The sequence below is a fragment of the Staphylococcus sp. LCT-H4 genome, assembly GCF_001866145.1.
GTDB classification, from domain to species: domain Bacteria; phylum Bacillota; class Bacilli; order Staphylococcales; family Staphylococcaceae; genus Staphylococcus; species Staphylococcus succinus.
Genome location: NZ_MODY01000001.1, coordinates 723,078 through 742,001, shown reverse-complemented (window position 1 = coordinate 742,001; position 18,924 = coordinate 723,078). Strand labels below are relative to the sequence as shown.

Below are 18,924 nucleotides of genomic sequence, written 5' to 3'. Positions count from 1 at the left end.
CAATGATAAATGAAATGGCTTAAGCATTTTCAATCCTTACACACGAAGCTTGTAATCGTCTATGTGTTGCTAATTATAATCGGTATGCAAATTATCGGTTTATACTTTACCAATAGTCTAGAAAAAGAATTAACACAAACATTTAAAAATAATATTTCGCAATATGCGAAACAAATAGAAATTAATATAGAAAAAGTCTATGACGAAGACAATTCGGTAAACGCTCAAAAAGAAGTTCAAAACTTATTAAATGAGTATGCCAATAGACAAGAAATTGAAGAAATACGTTTTATTGATAAAGACCAAATCATTATGGCAACATCGAAGCAGTCTACGCGTAGTCTAATTAATCAAAAAGCGAATGACAATTCCATTCAAAAAGCATTATCTTTAGGTGAAATCAATAGCCATACGGTGCTCAAAGATTACGGTAGCGGAAAACAACGTGTGTGGGTATACAATTTACCAGTTAAGACTTCAAATAACGGTACAATCGGTGACGTCTATATCGAAGCAGACATTAATGATGTGTATAACCAGTTAAGCAATATTAACCAAATCTTTATTGTCGGGACAGGGATCTCATTACTGATCACTGTTATTCTAGGGTTCTTTATTGCGCGTACGATTACAAAGCCAATCACAGATATGAGAAATCAAACTGTAGAGATGTCTAAAGGTAACTATACACAGCGCGTGAAAATCTATGGGAATGATGAAATTGGTGAGCTTGCGCTAGCCTTTAACAATTTGTCCAAACGTGTTCAAGAAGCACAAGCCAATACGGAAAGTGAGAAGCGCCGTCTTGACTCCGTGATTACCCACATGAGTGATGGTATTATTGCAACCGACCGTCGTGGGCGTGTACGTATTGTTAACGACATGGCATTGACGATGATGGGAATGATGAAGGAAGATATCATCGGAGACTACATGCTAAATGTGCTGAACTTGGAAGAAGATTTTTCACTAGATGAAATTCAAGAGAATAATGACAGCTTCTTGTTAGACATCAATGAGACAGAAGGTATTATTGCCCGGGTTAACTTTAGTACGATTGTGCAGGAAACAGGCTTTGTAACAGGTTATATTGCCGTGCTGCATGATGTCACAGAACAACAACAAGTTGAACGTGAACGCCGTGAATTCGTTGCTAACGTTTCACATGAACTACGTACACCGTTAACATCTATGAATAGTTACATTGAAGCCTTAGAAGAAGGTGCTTGGAAAGATGATGATTTAGCGCCACAATTCCTTTCGGTAACACGTGAAGAAACAGAACGAATGATTCGTCTTGTTAATGATTTACTTCAATTGTCTAAAATGGACAACGAGTCAGATCAAATTACGAAAGAAATTGTCGACTTCAATATGTTTATCAACAAAATTATTAATCGACATGAAATGGCAGCGAAAGATACTACATTTATTCGTGAAATTCCAAAACAAACCATTTTTACAGAAATCGATCCAGACAAGATGACACAAGTATTTGATAACGTTATTACCAATGCAATGAAATATTCCCGCGGTGACAAACGCGTAGAGTTTCACGTGAAACAGAATGCACTCTACAACCGTATGACGATTCGTGTGAAAGATAATGGTATTGGTATCCCAATCAATAAAGTAGATAAAATCTTTGATCGTTTCTATCGTGTAGATAAGGCACGTACAAGAAAGATGGGTGGCACAGGATTAGGTTTAGCGATTTCTAAAGAAATTGTTGAAGCACACAATGGTCGTATTTGGGCCAATAGTGTGGAAGGCCAAGGGACGTCAATCTTTATCACGCTTCCTTGTGAAGTTTTAGAAGATGGTGATTGGGATGCGGAGTAAAGAGTTAATCAAATCTATGATCCTATTCCTACTTGTATTAATGAGTGTCGTTTTAACCTATATGACATGGAATTTCTCGCCAGATTTAGCTGACGTTGATAAGCAAGAGCATAGTGATGAATCTAAGCCGAATACTATTGGCAAGCCGTTGAATCAAGGTATGAATCAAGTCATAACACCTTACCAAGTCATTTATTCAAAAGGTGAAGACACTAAAGGGATGGAAGCCACACGTAGTAATATCAATGAAATGACGAAACCATTGAAGAATCAACGTGTAATTCAGTCAGAACAAATGCACAGTAATCATAATTTGATTATTCCAGACTTGAGTGATGATTTTTTAGTACTTGATTTTACTTATGATATGCCATTAGCAACATATTTAGGTCAAGCGTTGAACATCAATGCTAAAGTACCAAACAACTTTAAATTTAATCGTTTATTAGTTGATAGAACGAAAGATGGCAAGGTCAAACTGTACGCGATTAGTAAAGATCGTCACAATGTCGTGCGCATGATGACAACAGCTAAACAAGACAAATTCACACAAAAACTAGAAGCGCTGCGTAAAAAAATGCAGCCTTATACAGAAATTATTACAAATAAAGATACGATTGATAAGGCTACACATATATTCGCACCAAGTGCACCGAAGAACTTGAAGTCATACCACACGATTTATAACCGAATCAGTGTAGATACGATGAACTCCATTTTATTTAATGATTCAGTCGTCGTGCGCAGTTCGAAGAGTGGTACGACAACCTATAATAACAATACAGGTGTCGCCAACTACAATGACGTTAGTGAAAAATATCGTTACACAAATCTTTCAGAAGATGAAAATCGTTCAACGAATATGCAAGACAGCATACCAAGCACGTATGATTATATTAATAATCATGGGGGCTTTACAGATGATTACAGACTATTTAGTACAGACAATAAAAAAGGCGAACTTACTTACCAAATGTTCTTAAACGGTCGTCCTACATTTAATGATGATGACCTGAATAATATTAAGGTCTCGTGGGGCAATAAAGGTGTCTTCAGTTATGCACGTGCACTATTGAAAGCCAATGTAACGATTGATAGTGGTGAAGATGAACAAGATTTACCTGGCGCCGAATCCGTTCGTTCAGAATTAGCGAATAATCCGAATATCGATTTTGAAAAAGTGACGAATATGACAATTGGTTACAAAATGGAAAATCAACCAGATAAAAGTGATATTGAAATTCAACGCAACAGTGAATTCAAACCACAATGGTATGTTGAGTATAATGGAAAATGGCTCACGTACAAAGATGGGGGGCTAGAATAAATGAACTGGAAACGCGCAAAGACATTATTTATTTTCGTATTTATTCTAGTTAATATTGGTCTGGTCATTATTTATATTGATAAAGTGAATAAATCACATATCAATGATAGTGAAGATGAAAATGCAGTGAATTTTAAACAAGAAGAAATTAAAATTCCAGACAATCTCCCGAGTGTGAAAAATCTAAAAATGCAATTATTGACGGCAAGATCTAATGATTTCTCAGACTATGCAAAAGGACATGACCATCTTTCGAGCGCGCAGTCAGGCTCTTTGTTAAAAGGTGACATTAGTAGCCCAATCGATGTGAGCAATGATCAATATACAGACTTAAAATCTTATGTAAAAGATAAAGTCTACAAAGGTTCAAATTATGAAATGAGTCAGATTAATAATAAAAACGTCACTTTTGAACAGACGTATAACAATTATCCGATTATGAATAATAATAAAGCTCGCTTGCAATTTAACGTGAATGATAACGGGAAAGCCTCAAGTTATAAACAAACCGCTATGAAATCTATCGAGCCTTCAGAGGGTGCAAATAACGATGAGAAACAAGTTATCACAGCAAGACGTGCTATTGAAGCACTTTACTACAATCAATATTTAAAACGAAATGATGAAGTAATGAATACACGTCTAGGTTATTACACTGTAGTAAAAGAACCGAATGTACAAGTGTTAGAAGCTAACTGGGAAATTAAAGTCAAACACCACAATAAAATTACAACATATTATGTAGAAGCAGTCTCCGATAGTCCAAAGATTATTGAAGAATAGCTTTAATCAAGAAACGCACATCTCTTAAGTAGATGTGCGTTTTTTTTGTATCAAAAACACATAAGCAAAGATAATTTCAAAACAAGAGCCCTTTACACATATAAGAAAGCGTTTACAAAAAGGAGTTATAATGGTAATATTTCACTTAAGTTGGTTGGTTAGTTAAATTAACAAACTAACAATAGAGTGTAAGGGGGGATTTAATGGATAAAATAACAAGTATGGAGAACCATTCTGCTATTGATGAACATCAAAGTATGAGTACTACTAAGTTACGCACTTCCGAAAAAGTAATATTTGGGGTAGGGGATTTTGGTGCTAATTATAGTTGGACCTTTATTGCCTCTTTCATCATTATTTATATGACTGATGTAGTAGGCATTGCTGGTTCAGTGATTGGGACTATTATACTTTTTTGTCGTTTTGCAGATGGATTTTCTGATGTTTTTATGGGGAGTATCATCGATAATACAAATAGTAAAATGGGTAAAGCCAAACCGTGGGTCTTTTGGACCGCACCTGTATTAGGAATTTTAACTTTTATGTTATTTAATGTTCCAGATTTTCTTAGTTATACAGGTAAAATTGCATATATTTTTATAGTATATTTTTTGATTTCAGTTATTTTTTACACAGCGAATAATGTCGCTTATTCATCATTAGTATCATTTATGACTAAAGATGAAAAAGATCGAGTTGCATTAGGCAGTATACGCTTTATATTTTCTAATCTAAGCGTGTTATGTATAACGACTTTTACCATATACTTTGTAACAAATTTTGGCGATAATCAGCAAGGTTGGACATACACCTCGGCTATATATGGGTTGTTATGCGCAATACCATTAATGATTACAGGTTATTTTGTAAAAGAAAGAAATGTAGCCGAAAAGCAATATCGTGAAGTTAAAAAAACACAGCGTATTCCATTTAGTTTAATTATTAAATCTTTAATAACTGAAAAATATTTTTTGATTACAATAGTCTTATATTTATTGTGGTATTTGAAACAAACGGATAATAGTATGAGAATCTATTACGCAACGTACATTTTTAATGACGCAAATGTAATGGCAATTATGAGTATAGCAACACTATTACCTACCATTTTAGGCTTATTAGTAGCACCTCAATTTGCCGAAAAAGTAGGTATCAAAAATAGTATTATCATCGGGTTAATTCTATCTATTATTTCGTATATTATGATGGGCATATTCTCAGAGAACTTAATACTTTTAGTCATTGGATTAATTATTCATGGCATAGGATTAGTACCTTTTACAGCAGCATTAAGCGGTATTGTAGCAGATGTTGGAGATATCATTTATTGGAAGACCGGCGTACCAGTGCAAGGTTCTATATTTAGTCTAGCTAGTGCTGGCATGAAGATTGGTTCAGGTTTACAATCAGCAATTGTTGGTTGGTCATTATCGATAGGTGGATACGTTGCAGGGGCATCCGTTCAATCAGAAGGTACTATTTTTGCTATCAAATCTATGCAGATTTATTTTCCGTTATTAGCAGTAGCAATCGTAACGATAATCACTTTATTTTTGAATTATGAAAAATTTATTAAACATATAAAAGCACAAATTAGAACAAATAACGTAGGTGAAATGAGAGACAAACAAATATATAAATAAAGAAGAGGGATTATTATGACTAATTATATTCATGTAGATAAAAAAGGTTCAGACTTTGGATTAGGTAATGGTGAATCACCATTCTTAACAATAGATAAAGCAGCTTCAGTTGCACAACCTGGAGACAGTATCATTGTGCATGAAGGCGTATATCGTGAAGAAATAACACATATAAACACAGGATTAAGTGAGTCTAGAAGAATTTCATTTGAAGCAGCCAAGGACGAACGGGTGATTATTAAAGGCTCGGAAGAAATAACAGAATGGCAACAAATCGATGACAGTATATGGAAAGTAGAAATAGATAACAAGATATTTAAAGATTTTAACCCATTTGCTACCAAATTATTTGGCGATTGGTTAGTGGTGGATAACGATAAGAGTTTAGGTCAAGTCTATTTAAATGATCAATCGCTTTTTGAGGTAAGCGAATATGAACAATTGATTGAACCAAAAAAGATTGAAGAAACATTAGATCATTGGACAAATAAACAAGTTACTTATGACTATAAAGATGAATCAATCTATGTGTGGTATGCCAAAGTAGATAAGGATATAACAACGATATATGCGAATTTTCATGAATTTAATCCAAATAATGAAGTAACGGAAATAAATGTTAGGCAAAACGCATTTCGTCCCTTCAAAATGCATACCAACTATATTACAATAAGAAATTTTGAAATTGCGAATGTTGCAACACAATGGTCCCCTCCAACTGCAGCACAGACAGGCATGATTGATACACATTGGAGTAAAGGTTGGATCATCGAAAATAACATACTTTATAATGCTATGTGTAGTGCAATTGCTATAGGTAAAGAAATTTCAACAGGTGATAATTTAAATACTTATAGAAAAGATAAGCCAGGTTATCAATATCAAATAGAAACCGTCTTTAAGGCAGTGAATAGTGATTGGAATAAAGAAACGATAGGCTCACATATTATTAGAAATAATGAGATACATGATTGTGGACAGAATGCAGTAGTAGGACACTTAGGAAGCGCATTTAGTAAAATATATAATAATCATATTTACAATATAGGCAATAAGAGAGAATTCTTTGGTCATGAAATTGCAGGTATAAAGTTGCATGCTGCAATAGATACACAAGTGTACAATAATTACGTTCATAATTGCTCCCTTGGTATGTGGTTTGATTGGCAGACACAAGGAACAAGAATAAGTAAGAATATATTTAACGATAATACTAGAGACTTGTTCGTGGAAGTAAGTAGCGGTCCTTATATTGTGGATAACAATGTATTAACTGCTGACTACGCTTTAGACAACCATGCCCAAGGCGGTGCATATGTTAATAATATTATTAATGGCGAAATAGTACATAGGTTAATGTTGGATAGAGCAACGCCATATCATGTACCACACAGTACATTAATAGCAGGATTTGCACCAGTTTATGGTGGTGATGATAGATTTTATAACAATATTTTTATTGGGAAAGCGAATATATCAAACATCGGTACAGATATATATAATGAATATACAACTTCATTATTAGAATATAAAGAAAAGGTCGCAAAGGAAGAAGGAGATCACGAAGCCTTTCATAAGATCAAGCAACCAGTATTTATTGATGATAATGCATATTTGAATCAAGCACATCCATTTAATAGAGAACATCATTATTTCAAAAATGATAGTTTCAATCCTAATTTATCAATAATTGAAGAAGGGAAAGACGTGTTTTTAAATATCGATGTGCCGGATCATTTTTTGGATTTTAAAGGTGAAATCCATGATACAGAAACATTACCTAAAGTACGTCTTGTCGATGCAAACTTTGAAGATGCTAATGGAAACCCACTAACTATTAACACAGATTTAAATGATGACATTAGACAAAATCAGTCTCTTATAGGGCCACTTCAAAGTTTAACTGCTGGAAGTAATAAGGTGAAAATTTGGACTAAAAAATAATTCACGATAATATCCTATTTTAGTGACCTACGATAAATTTAAATAGCATAAAGTAAAAGATAAAGATTTGTTTCCTGTTGTATTAGGAGATGAATCTTTATTTTGTGGTCAATATAAAGTCACTTAGAGATATTTCTCATATTTAATCAGATGAATTAGTTATGAAGTATGTTAAAATTAAATACTGTTAAACAGAGTAATTGAAGAAGTGAGAAATGATTCGATATAGTATAATATAAGTGATATTTTAAAACGTGCTTATAGAAATTTATGGAAGAGCAATCATTGCATAATATTGAAGCACAGACTTTATATAAAATAATAAATTAGACAGAGGGCATATTGAAGGCACATAAACCGAAGTCTGCCCCATAGCCATTTGGGCTAAACAGTGTTTATAGATTAGAAAGGGTGAATCGCTTGATACGAATGAGTGTATTGGCGAGTGGTAGTACTGGAAATGCCACTTATGTGGAAAGTGATAAAGGAAGTATACTTGTCGACGCAGGTTTGACAGGTAAGAAAATGGAAGAACTATTCGGACAGATTGATAAACAAATTAAAGATTTAAACGGTATATTAGTCACACATGAACATTCTGATCATATTAAAGGTTTAGGTGTGTTAGCACGTAAATACGGCTTACCGATTTATGCCAATGAGAAAACATGGACAGCTATTGAAAAGAAAGATAGTAAGATTCCAATGGATCAAAAGTTCATTTTCAATCCATATGATACGAAATCTATAGCTGGATTTGATATAGAATCATTTAATGTATCGCATGATGCGATTGATCCTCAATTCTATATTTTCCATAATAACTATAAGAAATTCACAATTATTACAGACACAGGCTACGTTTCAGATCGCATGAAAGGTATGATTCAAGGTAGTGATGCTTTTATATTTGAAAGTAATCACGATGTGGATATGTTACGCATGTGTGCTTATCCGTGGAAAACCAAACAACGTATCTTGAGTGATATGGGCCACGTTTCCAATGAAGATGCAGCACACGCAATGACAGACGTCATCACAGGTAGCACTAAACGCATTTACCTGTCGCATCTATCACAAGATAACAACATGAAAGATCTTGCTCGCATGAGTGTGGGACAAGTCCTAAACGAACACGATATCGATACAGAACGTGACATATTGCTGTGTGATACAGACAAAGCCAAAGCAACACCTATATATACTTTATAAAGACGCTTTACCTCTTTGAGGTACAGCGTCTTTTAATGTCATAACAGCAATATTATATCGAAAATTAACGTAGCACTTGGGCATGTGTGTGGGCGTTTAATGTATTACATTCAGCAGGCCAGAACCAGCGATAACTATAATACCAAGATTAGAGCTTTTGAAGGCGATGTTAGGCGGACTTATAAATATGTATTGGATCGTGTGTATTGTGCAAATGTAGTGAGCGGTTGTAAACATATAAATCATTTAATTTATCCAGTCTATAATTCATCATGAAGCATACGCTAGTGTATTTAAAGGTTGATTGTGAGCTACAAAAAAGAGAATAGTGGAAATTTTATTAGGTATACAAACCGAGGTCTTAATTTAGAAACGGAATATACAGTTAGTGGATAAATAATAAGCAGTGGATAACTTGAGGATTTTCAAGCGTTATAAGCATATAATTGTAAAAAGAATGTAAAATTTGTGAATAAGTATGTAAGACGACCTTCAAGTTATCCACGTTTTTGTGCACGGTTATCCAGAGATGTGCACAATTCACAGGTAAATACCCACATTATACACAGAGTTATCCACAAAAAGATGACATATTACTGAATTTTTGTGAATAAAGCGTAATTTATATTAATTTTTAGTATACAATCTTGTTATAATAAGAGGGAACAGTGTGAATAAGTTGATAACTTGTGGATAACTATAATAACTTATTACATTTATAAACATGGAGGCTCATAATGAAAATTACAATACTCACAGTAGGTAAATTAAAAGAAAAGTACTGGAAACAAGCAATTGCAGAATATGAAAAGAGACTAGGTGCATACTCCAAAATTGAAATAATTGAAGTACCAGATGAAAAGGCACCAGAAAATATGAGTGACAAAGAGGTTGAACAAGTTAAGGACAAAGAAGGACAACGTTTATTAGCAAAAGTAAAACCACAATCCACAGTCATTACTTTAGAAATTAAAGGGCATATGTTGACTTCAGAAGGATTAGCTAAAGAACTGGAAGGACGCATGACTAGAGGACAAAGTGACTTCACCTTTATTATCGGTGGATCCAACGGCTTACATAAAGATGTGCTAGACCGTAGCGATTATGCATTATCCTTCAGTAAAATGACCTTCCCACACCAAATGATGCGCGTCGTGTTGATAGAGCAGATCTACCGTGCATTTAAGATTATGCGAGGAGAAGCATATCATAAATGATGCGGTTTTTTTAGTTTATTTAAATGTATTAAAAAATGAGGTAATTGTTTAGCATATTTGTATTAGTCCTGTTAAGTTGACTCAACGGGACTAATTAAGTTGACTACTTAGTTTTTAGCCCGTTGATTAGTAAAGAAATTCCAAAATCAAAGACTTCTTCCTCACTTAACTTTTCAATAATATTATTCTTATAGTAGTAATTTAAATACGGAGCAATTGAATGATTCCAGCTTGATTCATTATGGCGATTATTTTTTGCTTGATCGTCGATTTGAATTTGACGGTCGATTTGAAATGTAAGAATGAAGTTAATAAAGATATTTATATAATACAATTTTTGTTCACGCTTGATATCCAGTCCATCTACAATCATTAATAAGTTATCTAGTAATTTTGTATAATTTACTTGGGTTGGTGGATAAACAAGGAGTAGCCATTCCAAGTTTGGATATTTTTTTAAAGTGCTTAAGATGTTGTAAGCATATTGCTTTAATTTATCATCAACACCATTGGCATTAACTGGAAAAACAACTTCAGCCAAGGCTTTATCCACCATTGCTTGAAATATGGACTCCTTATTTTTGTAATAATGATAGAGTGAAGAAATGGTAGTGTTTGAGGCTGCTGATAGTTTACGCATAGAAAATCCATCAATACCTTCTTTTTGCAATAAATCCCATGAAATATCAATAATTTGAGCTTTTTTAGATTCTTTGTTCATTATATAGCAACTCCTAAATACATATTATCTCTATTTTAACTGAAAGAAGAATATAAGTTAAATTGTAATTGATAAAGTTTGACAGTTTATTGTAACGGCGTTACATTATTTATGTTACGTTGTTACAAATAAAATCGGATAAATATTTTGGAGTGGTTATAATTATGGAAAATTTAGAAATTTCAATCATTGGCAGTGGATTAGGCGGTCTTGCCTTAGCACAAGGTTTAAAAAAACATAATATCGATGTTACAGTTTTTGAACGTCAAGAACGCAATAGTATGAAACAAACAGGTTATCGTATAAAAATTAATCAGCATGGTACGGAAGCTTTAAAATTCTGCTTACCAGAACATTTATATGAACTTTACATCAAAACATCAGTGAAAAGCCCACTACATCCATTCTTTTTGGATGCATATACATTAAAAAGTTCAAATAAAGATGATCAAGTTGAAGAAAATCAATCAGTAAATAGATTTACCTTTAGAGAAGTATTATTAGGTGAACTAGATGGACAAATAGAATATGGTTACACTTTTAAAAGTTACGAAAAACTTGAAAACGGAAAAATTAAAATATGGTTTGAAAATGGAGAAAGTCACATTACAGATATATTAATCGGAGCAGATGGAGCGAATTCTCGAGTAAGAAAACAGTATAAACCCGAAATATCAGTAATGGATACCGATGGGCGAGCACTTTATACTAAAGTGTATTTGGATGAACAGCGAAGAGAAAGTTTGAGTGCATTAACTGGAATAGGAATGCGTGGTATGTCAGATGAAAATGCACCGGCTATGCTTTTATTAGAAGATATGAAATTTAATCAACCGTTAGAACAACATTCGCAAAACATTGCACCAAATGTTCATATCACGCCCCAACAAGACTATTTATACGTAGTTTTCGCAGGACATAAAACATGGTTCGATAATTCAGATGAGACGTTATTTAATTTAAGTGGGTCTGAATTACTAGATTTAGCTAAAACAAAAACATCACATTGGCATCCACAAATAGCAAAAATGTTAGATTTTGCATCGGCAGAGTCTACAGGCATGTACCACATTAGAAATGTTGTTCCTTACAAATCTTGGAAAGAAACAACAAACATCTTACTGTTAGGAGACGCCTTACATCCAATGACACCAATTGGTATCGGAGGTAATGCTGCACTTTACGATGCATACAAATTAACCCAAGCATTTATTGACTACAAATTAGGAAATAAAAAACTAGAGGATGCTTTGAGATCATATGAAACAAATGCAATTACGAGAGGTATGTCAGATGTTAGAACATCTTCTAAAGGTGGAGAAAGTATGTTTAATCAAATAGAATTACCTGCAGAAGACATTGAGATAGATTAATAATAAAAAGCATATGAAACTAAGAATGTTGAGTTCATATGCTTTTGTATGGATTTGAATTGAATAAGCGGCTATTTTAAACTGCATCAAGTAGTGATATTATACAAGACATTCAAAAACTAAATTCAGTTAGGACAGTTGCTTTAGTAATTGTTAAAATCTATTGTTTATTGTAGTATCGTACCTTGTCACAGAGTTATAGAGATAGTTTATAAATGAAAAGAAATTGATTGAATATTAAAGATTGATCCTAGGTCCAATCTTTAATCAATAGTAATTCTTATTGCTAAGTATGTAAAAAATAAAAAAATAACTTAAAAATAGGACATTCTCACTATCTAGTGAGAATATCCTATCTATCATATGCTAACGTATCAACCGGTACACTTTATCTCATATCTTGCCCTGTACTATTATAAAATTCAACATCCCATTAGGCGTTACTTTAAATACATAATTCCCTCTACTACTTTTATTATTCGCCAAGATTTCCCATTTCTCAGTTGTTGGATTTTAATTTAAATATAGTAGTTAAGGTAACTGTACAGTTTATTGAGATGTATCATAATTAGACATTTTTAAGGCAGTTATTAATTTTTGCTTATAATTCTATTTTAGTTTAATGGTCGATAGATGTTTTAGGTCCGTTCCAAATTTGAACAGTTCCATCATCTTTAACTAAGATTGTGTTAGCGCCTGCTCCTGATTTATTATTTGCATTAATCGTCCATTCTGAACGATTGTATTCTGGTTCTTGAAATTTTAATAAATCAGCATCCCTAACTTCATTCACCGCAGCTATAGCGTAATCAAAAACATTATCTCTAGTTACTTGTTGTTCATCATTTGTATCTTCTTCTGTTGTAGATTGATCTTGACTATTATTTTGACTTTGATTCGATTGATTTTCATTATTAGATGTTTCACTAGTAGTTTGAGAATTACTTTCTTCGTTTTCTTTTTGTTGAGCTTGTAATTTATTTTTTTCTAACTCTACTTCCTGATATTTGTTGTATCCAAAAAAACCAACAGCTGCTAATATGCCTAAAATAGCAATTATTGTTATTGTGCTTAATAATTTTTTCATAATCTATTCATCCTTAAATTTAATAATTACCACCTTGACCATTTGCACGAGCTTCAACCTGTCCTCTTAAAAAACCAATATAATCACCAGATCCTTCTGCAGCTTCATCCACAGCAGAAGCTTCTTCCTCAGTCATACCTTCTTTATATGCGTCTAAAAATTCATCATCTGACATGTTTTTAGCATCTTCAGCTGTGTATTTGGGCTGCCCCTCTTCTTCAATGTCCTCTGGAGGAGTTGGACCTCCACCAGCTGGTTGGAATTTTCCTTCTTCTGCAAATTGCTGTAAAGCAGGGGTCATTTCTTTTGTTGTAACAACCCCATCTCCATCTGTATCAGCTTTATCAATTTCATCTGATAAAATTTGGGCTTCATCACTATTGACATCATAAGCATCCTCGAGGATTTTTGCTTTTTCATTACTTGCTTCACCTGCACCATTATCTTGTTGTATTTTTTCTGTTGATGCTTGATTTGTTTGGTTATTAATTTGGCTTTGATTTTCATTTTCTGAAGTTTTGCTATTATCAACTTTCTTATTCTTCTTATCCTCTAGCTTAGCTTCTTCTTTTTTTAGTTCTAAATCTTTATAACTACCGTATGCAAATAGAACTGCAACTCCCAAAATCGCGACAAGCGCAATAACAGCTATACTAGCTAAAATTTTCTTCAAATTCCTATCTCCATTCTATATTTAATTTATATTATTATATTGCCATACTTTTCTACTATTATTTTTAAAAAATAGTTTGAATTATTAATAAATATTATTTATATGTCCATTTCTTTCTTGCTTTCGGATTAAGTGGATGCATGATTTCATTGGTTGCTGGGTTCATGAGTTGTTTCACTTTCTTCTTATGTAGTTTCAACATTTCCAATACTTCATTGACGCGTGCTTCAACAACGGGTTTTTTAGCGTAAGCACCCCAAGCTAATATTACTACATCTGATTCTTTCACAGCTTTCATAATTTGAATATCTGTATGCTTATCATAGGCATTTTCTTCTAAATGTTTGAGATTTATAGGGGTTGTAATATTAGAGTATAGATTCACAAAATTGATTGACCCAAATTCATCCATTTCTGACACTTTGTTCATAATGAGTTGGGTTGTTAGGTCAATATTGAGAATGCCATCATAGTGCGGATACATCGTGATGATTGTAAGTGTTTGTTTTTCACTGTCCCATGTCTTTGTTAGTAAGTAGCGGTGAGTTCTCTTTTCGTCAAATATTGCAGTAGTGACAAGTGTATTTGTGATATTTTCCATTGATTTTATCTCCTTAATATTCATTTGGTAATAACATAATGTAATAAGAAAGGTCTACATCATCTTCACGGATAATGTAGACCTTATTGATATTGATAGGTTGATTGATATTTGCCTTTTGAGTTTTCACATACGCTGGTCGTTCTTGTTTGTGTTTGATATATAATTGATTGCGATGTGTATTGAACTGGAATATATGAAAATAATCTACTAAGGTATTATCTTTGGTTTGTTCTTGTTCTCGCTCAGATACGAGTTGCCATAATTGGTGTTGTAAGATATTAGGTAAGTTGTTGGCGATACCCCGGGTGATATATCTATTCATAAGAGACTTCCTTTCGTTCTGACTCTTTCATCCAAATGATGATTTCACTTAGTATTGTAATGACTAATTGTGTAATTTTGATGTATTTATGCATATTATTGTCCTCCTGTTAGTAAGTATCGTTGATCCAAAAGAGGCATGATAGTGTTGTGTAGGTATAAGAAATCCATATCGTGATTTTCGTCGATATAACCGATGGCTATGAGTTGTTTCTGATAGTAGAGAATGAAAGGATAGATATTACTTTCGTGAAGTGTGTCAGAGTAGTAGGTATTAGTTTGAAGTATTTTATTACTGAGTGGGCCAAGTCTTACATATTGATTGGGTAAGATATCATCAGCGATTTCCTCGATAGATTCGCAGTGCCACACTTCGTCCTTTGGCAGATTGAATAAGTTGGTTATATAGTGCTTGAGTTGTTGTTCTAGTGTCATTATTATGACCTCCTAATGTATTTGATGGATGTATGTATGTGATACATCTTATTGATAATATAAGTTTGAAATACCATTTGTTTCGCTTAGAAATCCCACCGAAATATAGAAAGTATCCCAATCGAAAGTCATCACAATTGTTGGTATGACAAGGAAATACCGTTATCCCGCTCATTTGTCGGGAAATATAGCTATATATTTATATATAGTTTGGATTTGTAGGTGTGGTTATGATTTACTTTTTCTTTTTATATTATTTATTTATAAATAATAACGGGATTTTGGGATTACGCTTGCGTAATCCTTCTCCTACATGAAGTTAGCCAATCCCGTTACTATCCCACTTACATTTTATTTTGGGATGTTCTTTCGTCATATCAATATAAGCTTCACATTGAGTTATGACTGCTTAGGTTGCTGAAGATGTTTATTAGATAGGTGTTATTGAATGACGAAAGGACAATACATAGATATTAGATTTGAAGAAAGATTGTTTGAGGCAAAAATAAAGACGAAGTGCTGAGGAGCACTTCGTCGAGTGGAGTATTATTGAAAAGTTGTTTAATAATCTCATTATTGAGCTTGAGTGTGACATAGAATTGCTTTTTATGATTCCCATCTTTACGAATATCGATACGATCAATGACCGTAAGGTATAATGCTTTGAGTTGTGATTTATCCATGGATTCTATGTTTTGAAATATTCGTTGTAATAGGAGAGCGATTTGTTTCGTATCATAAGATGGTTTCTCTTGATTTTGTTGCTGCTTGAGTTGATTCATTTGGTTTGTGATATCATTCAGTTGTGTTTCATATTGATGAATGGTTGGTTTGAGCGTAGATGCTAAGTCTGGATTGTCTTCGATGGTTTGAATTAGATTTTTAAGTTTAGTGTTAATTTCATCAAATTGTTGTTGTTTATAAGCAATATCATGGTTAAGTGCAGCTACATCGACTTGATTTTCTTGATTAACACGTTCGACAACTTGTTTGAGAACTTTATTACTTTTGACTATTTCAAGTATTTGGTCCATAACATATTTTTCAATGACATCGGCTCTAACACTATTCGCAGAACATACCTTTGAGCCTTTATTTCGAAAATTACTACACGAATAGTAACGAATACGTTTTTTAGTGCCATCTTTAAGTGTGTTTGTGGTGTTACTCGCAGCCATAGGTGCAGAACATTGGGGACACGAAATTAATCCAGTTAAAATATTGGTTCCTTTACCATGGACTTGTGGTTTTTCACTTACTTGTTTTTTACGTGCTTGGACTTTATCCCATAATGATTGGCTAATAATAGGGGTGTGTTTGCCTTCGGCGATTACTGGTTTATCATTCAAGCCTTTACGACGTTTATCATTCCAATCTTTGTATTTCGCGAATTGAATTTTACCAATATAGAATGGGTTTGAGAGAATATAAGTAACAGCTGAAATACTAAATGGATTACCCTTCTTAGTGACATAACCTTTATGATTGAGTGCATTGGCAATTTTACGATACCCATGACCTTTAGCGTAAGATTCAAAGATATACTTCACAATATTGGCTTCATGTTGATTAATCATGAGTTCATGTTTACTGTCAGGTATTTTATCATAAGCTAACGGTAAATTGCCCTGATAATAGCCTTCTTGGGATCTTCTCAATTGTCCCATATACGCTCCTTCTGCGATGTTATTCCTTTCGAATTCTGAGAAGGAAGCTAAAATCTGCAAGAGTAATTTTCCGCTATTTGAGTCGAATTTCATGTTTTCGGACAAGCTAAAGAATTCAACATTTTGCTTGTGTAATCCTTCAACAATCGTTAACAAGTCAGATGTGTTACGCGCTAAACGACTTGTTTTATAAATCATAACACAATCCAATTTACCTTCTTTAGCATCTTTTAACATGCGTTGTAACTCAGGGCGATTCATTGTTTTTCCTGAAACACCACGGTCAGCGTAAATATCAAAAACTTCATATCCGTGAAATTGGCAATATTCCTTTATTTGTGTAATTTGACCATTAATACTAAATTTATCAATGTCTTGAGAAATTGTTGAAACTCTAACATAACATCCTACAGATTTTCTTTTCATTTCTTTCATATTTTTTCATCCTTTCATTAATTAAGCAATCGATGATTGCGTAGCTTGGTTTACAATGTTTAGCGGTTCATTTTTGAAATAGATTCCCACAAGGCTTTTGTTTTTAGAAATATGAATTTCATCAATATATGGGTATAACATGTTTAACGTGAAGCGTTGTTGAATTACATTTTCAAATGATCTTTGAATTTGTTGCTCATTTATTGATAGTGTTGGTTTTGATTGTTGAAGTAACGATTGAGATTGTTTTCTGAACGTTTCTGCATCGATGGCTCCTTTAGCTAATTTATCTATCAATTGTTCTTGTGTAAGTGTGCTCCTAGTTTCTAGGGCCCTTTGTTTTTTGATCCGTTTTGGAATTACATCGTTGATTTTTAAATAAAGTTGTTGATTTTGAAAGAAGTCCTGACATGTAGTTAAGACTTGAGTTTCTAGTTTTGGCGCATTAATCCCTTTGAATTCACAGACAAAATGAGATGCATTCATATTTCGAGAACAGACATAGTAACGTAATGCATGGTTCTTTTTTCTAATTGTCATATTGGTAAGGGTTGACCCGCAATAAGGGCATTTGATTTTTTGTTTGAGTTGATTGTCTGAAGGTGTTCGTTTGATTTGTTTTTGCGATCGTAGAGCTTGCGCTTGTTCGTACATATTTGTAGAAACAATAGACGGAAACATGTTGTCATATTGTCCATATTTATTGATAACACGACCACAGTAATTGGGATTCATAATAATATTACGTACTTGATAAGGTTTCCGGTTGAGTAGTTTGTTATCTTCTTCTAAGAACTGTGTAATTTTTTTATAGCCATTACCTTGAAGATAGTAATTGAATACGGCAATTACCGTTGGTGATTCATTCTTATTTATCGTGAATGTACCACGTTTGTAGTGATAACCAAAGGGGGCGTGTGTAGTTATCAATTTACCCTGACGCGCTTTTTCTTTTATCCCGTTGCTTACTTGTTCGCCAATATTATCAGATTCTAATTCGGCCACGCTGATGAAAATATTAAGTTTAAGCCGATCGAATGCTTTATCCATATCAAAATAGCCATCATGAAAACTTAAGATATGAACATGATATTTTTGGCACAATTTCATGAGTTTTAATGCATTTTTTAGATTACGATGAAGTCGATTCAGACGATAGCAACATAGTACGTCACATTGTCCTTGTTGAATCAGTTCAGTAATTTGCTGGTAACCGTTTCGCTTATCAGTGCGTCCTGATTGCTTATCGCTATAAAATGTGATGTGTTGAATATTGTGTTTTTCAGCTAATGTCTTGATGGCTTGTTTCTGTGCCGGAAGTGATTGTTGTTTTGTTGTACTTTGACGTAAGTAACCCATTGCTTGTTTCATCCTGTTTCCTCCTTCCACAGTGATAATATATATTTATGAATGAATTTACACATAAGCCCAACACCAATCAGGTGTTGGGCGTTATTATTAGTCATCAGCGTGATTGATTTCTTCAATCACTAAATCAGCGAGTAATGTGATTAATTCGTCCATATTATTCCTCCCAATTAACTTTGATAGTAGTAAAAGTGTTATACCAATATTGGAAACGTTGGAATGAGTTCGATACCTCGTGTTGAGCAGAGTCTGACCAATTTAGGATAATCTTC

Annotated in this window: 16 protein-coding genes; 8 read left to right on the top strand and 8 right to left on the bottom strand. The window is 33.4% G+C overall.

The window, feature by feature from the left end:
* The first annotated feature begins 9 nt into the window (after positions 1-9).
* The 7 genes from walK to rlmH all read left to right on the top strand — a co-directional run bounded on the left by walK (position 10) and on the right by rlmH (position 9,968).
* The gene (gene walK / locus BK821_RS03400) at positions 10-1,842 is read left to right on the top strand and encodes a cell wall metabolism sensor histidine kinase WalK (RefSeq protein ID WP_046837656.1); all 1,833 of its coding nucleotides are present in this window, start codon (positions 10-12) and stop codon (positions 1,840-1,842) included.
* Entirely contained in the window at positions 1,832-3,169 is a 1,338-nt protein-coding gene (locus tag BK821_RS03395) for a YycH family regulatory protein (protein ID WP_071331196.1), read from the top strand. Before walK ends, BK821_RS03395 begins: the two co-directional genes overlap by 11 nt.
* A complete protein-coding gene (locus tag BK821_RS03390; RefSeq protein WP_071331195.1) occupies positions 3,170-3,952 on the top strand; it encodes a two-component system regulatory protein YycI in 783 nt (260 codons plus the stop codon).
* A 203-nt stretch (positions 3,953-4,155) separates the two neighbouring features.
* Positions 4,156-5,595 carry an MFS transporter gene (locus tag BK821_RS03385; protein ID WP_256201613.1) on the top strand — a complete coding sequence of 480 codons (1,440 nt, stop codon included), beginning with the start codon at positions 4,156-4,158 and terminating at the stop codon, positions 5,593-5,595.
* Positions 5,596-5,610: 15 nt separating this feature from the next.
* On the top strand, positions 5,611-7,539 hold the full coding sequence (locus tag BK821_RS03380) for a right-handed parallel beta-helix repeat-containing protein (RefSeq protein WP_071331194.1): 1,929 nt from the start codon (positions 5,611-5,613) through the stop codon (positions 7,537-7,539).
* Positions 7,540-7,950: 411 nt separating this feature from the next.
* The gene (locus BK821_RS03375; RefSeq protein ID WP_101117797.1) at positions 7,951-8,751 is read left to right on the top strand and encodes an MBL fold metallo-hydrolase; all 801 of its coding nucleotides are present in this window, start codon (positions 7,951-7,953) and stop codon (positions 8,749-8,751) included.
* 737 nt (positions 8,752-9,488) lie between these two features.
* Entirely contained in the window at positions 9,489-9,968 is a 480-nt protein-coding gene (rlmH, locus tag BK821_RS03370; RefSeq protein WP_071331193.1) for a 23S rRNA (pseudouridine(1915)-N(3))-methyltransferase RlmH, read from the top strand.
* A gap of 103 nt (positions 9,969-10,071) precedes the next feature.
* Here the strand turns inward: rlmH and BK821_RS03365 are convergent, their stop codons facing one another.
* On the bottom strand, positions 10,072-10,689 hold the full coding sequence (locus tag BK821_RS03365) for a TetR/AcrR family transcriptional regulator (RefSeq protein ID WP_071331192.1): 618 nt from the start codon (positions 10,687-10,689) through the stop codon (positions 10,072-10,074).
* Positions 10,690-10,853: 164 nt separating this feature from the next.
* Here BK821_RS03365 and BK821_RS03360 point away from each other — a divergent pair, with 164 nt between their 5' ends.
* A complete protein-coding gene (locus tag BK821_RS03360; RefSeq protein ID WP_071331191.1) occupies positions 10,854-12,062 on the top strand; it encodes an FAD-dependent oxidoreductase in 1,209 nt (402 codons plus the stop codon).
* Between the two features lie 619 nt (positions 12,063-12,681).
* On the opposite strand, the gene BK821_RS13590 is transcribed toward BK821_RS03360, so the two are convergent.
* The 7 genes from BK821_RS13590 to ccrA form a co-directional block, all read right to left on the bottom strand.
* Complete coding sequence (locus tag BK821_RS13590) at positions 12,682-13,149, bottom strand: hypothetical protein (protein ID WP_232136788.1); 468 nt, start codon at positions 13,147-13,149, stop codon at positions 12,682-12,684.
* 19 nt (positions 13,150-13,168) lie between these two features.
* The gene (locus BK821_RS03345) at positions 13,169-13,822 is read right to left on the bottom strand and encodes a hypothetical protein (RefSeq protein ID WP_071331190.1); all 654 of its coding nucleotides are present in this window, start codon (positions 13,820-13,822) and stop codon (positions 13,169-13,171) included.
* A gap of 94 nt (positions 13,823-13,916) precedes the next feature.
* Positions 13,917-14,423, bottom strand: a complete 507-nt coding sequence (locus BK821_RS03340) for a DUF1643 domain-containing protein (RefSeq protein ID WP_071331189.1) — start codon at positions 14,421-14,423, stop codon at positions 13,917-13,919.
* Between the two features lie 13 nt (positions 14,424-14,436).
* Complete coding sequence (locus BK821_RS03335; RefSeq protein ID WP_011302036.1) at positions 14,437-14,748, bottom strand: DUF960 family protein; 312 nt, start codon at positions 14,746-14,748, stop codon at positions 14,437-14,439.
* A 95-nt stretch (positions 14,749-14,843) separates the two neighbouring features.
* The gene (locus BK821_RS03330; protein WP_011302037.1) at positions 14,844-15,182 is read right to left on the bottom strand and encodes an SAUGI family uracil-DNA glycosylase inhibitor; all 339 of its coding nucleotides are present in this window, start codon (positions 15,180-15,182) and stop codon (positions 14,844-14,846) included.
* A 473-nt stretch (positions 15,183-15,655) separates the two neighbouring features.
* Entirely contained in the window at positions 15,656-17,284 is a 1,629-nt protein-coding gene (gene ccrB / locus BK821_RS03325; protein WP_071331188.1) for a cassette chromosome recombinase CcrB, read from the bottom strand.
* Positions 17,285-17,305: 21 nt separating this feature from the next.
* Positions 17,306-18,655 (bottom strand): cassette chromosome recombinase CcrA, encoded by a 1,350-nt coding sequence (gene ccrA / locus BK821_RS03320; protein ID WP_071331187.1) that lies wholly within the window; start codon positions 18,653-18,655, stop codon positions 17,306-17,308.
* Positions 18,656-18,924 lie beyond the last annotated feature (269 nt).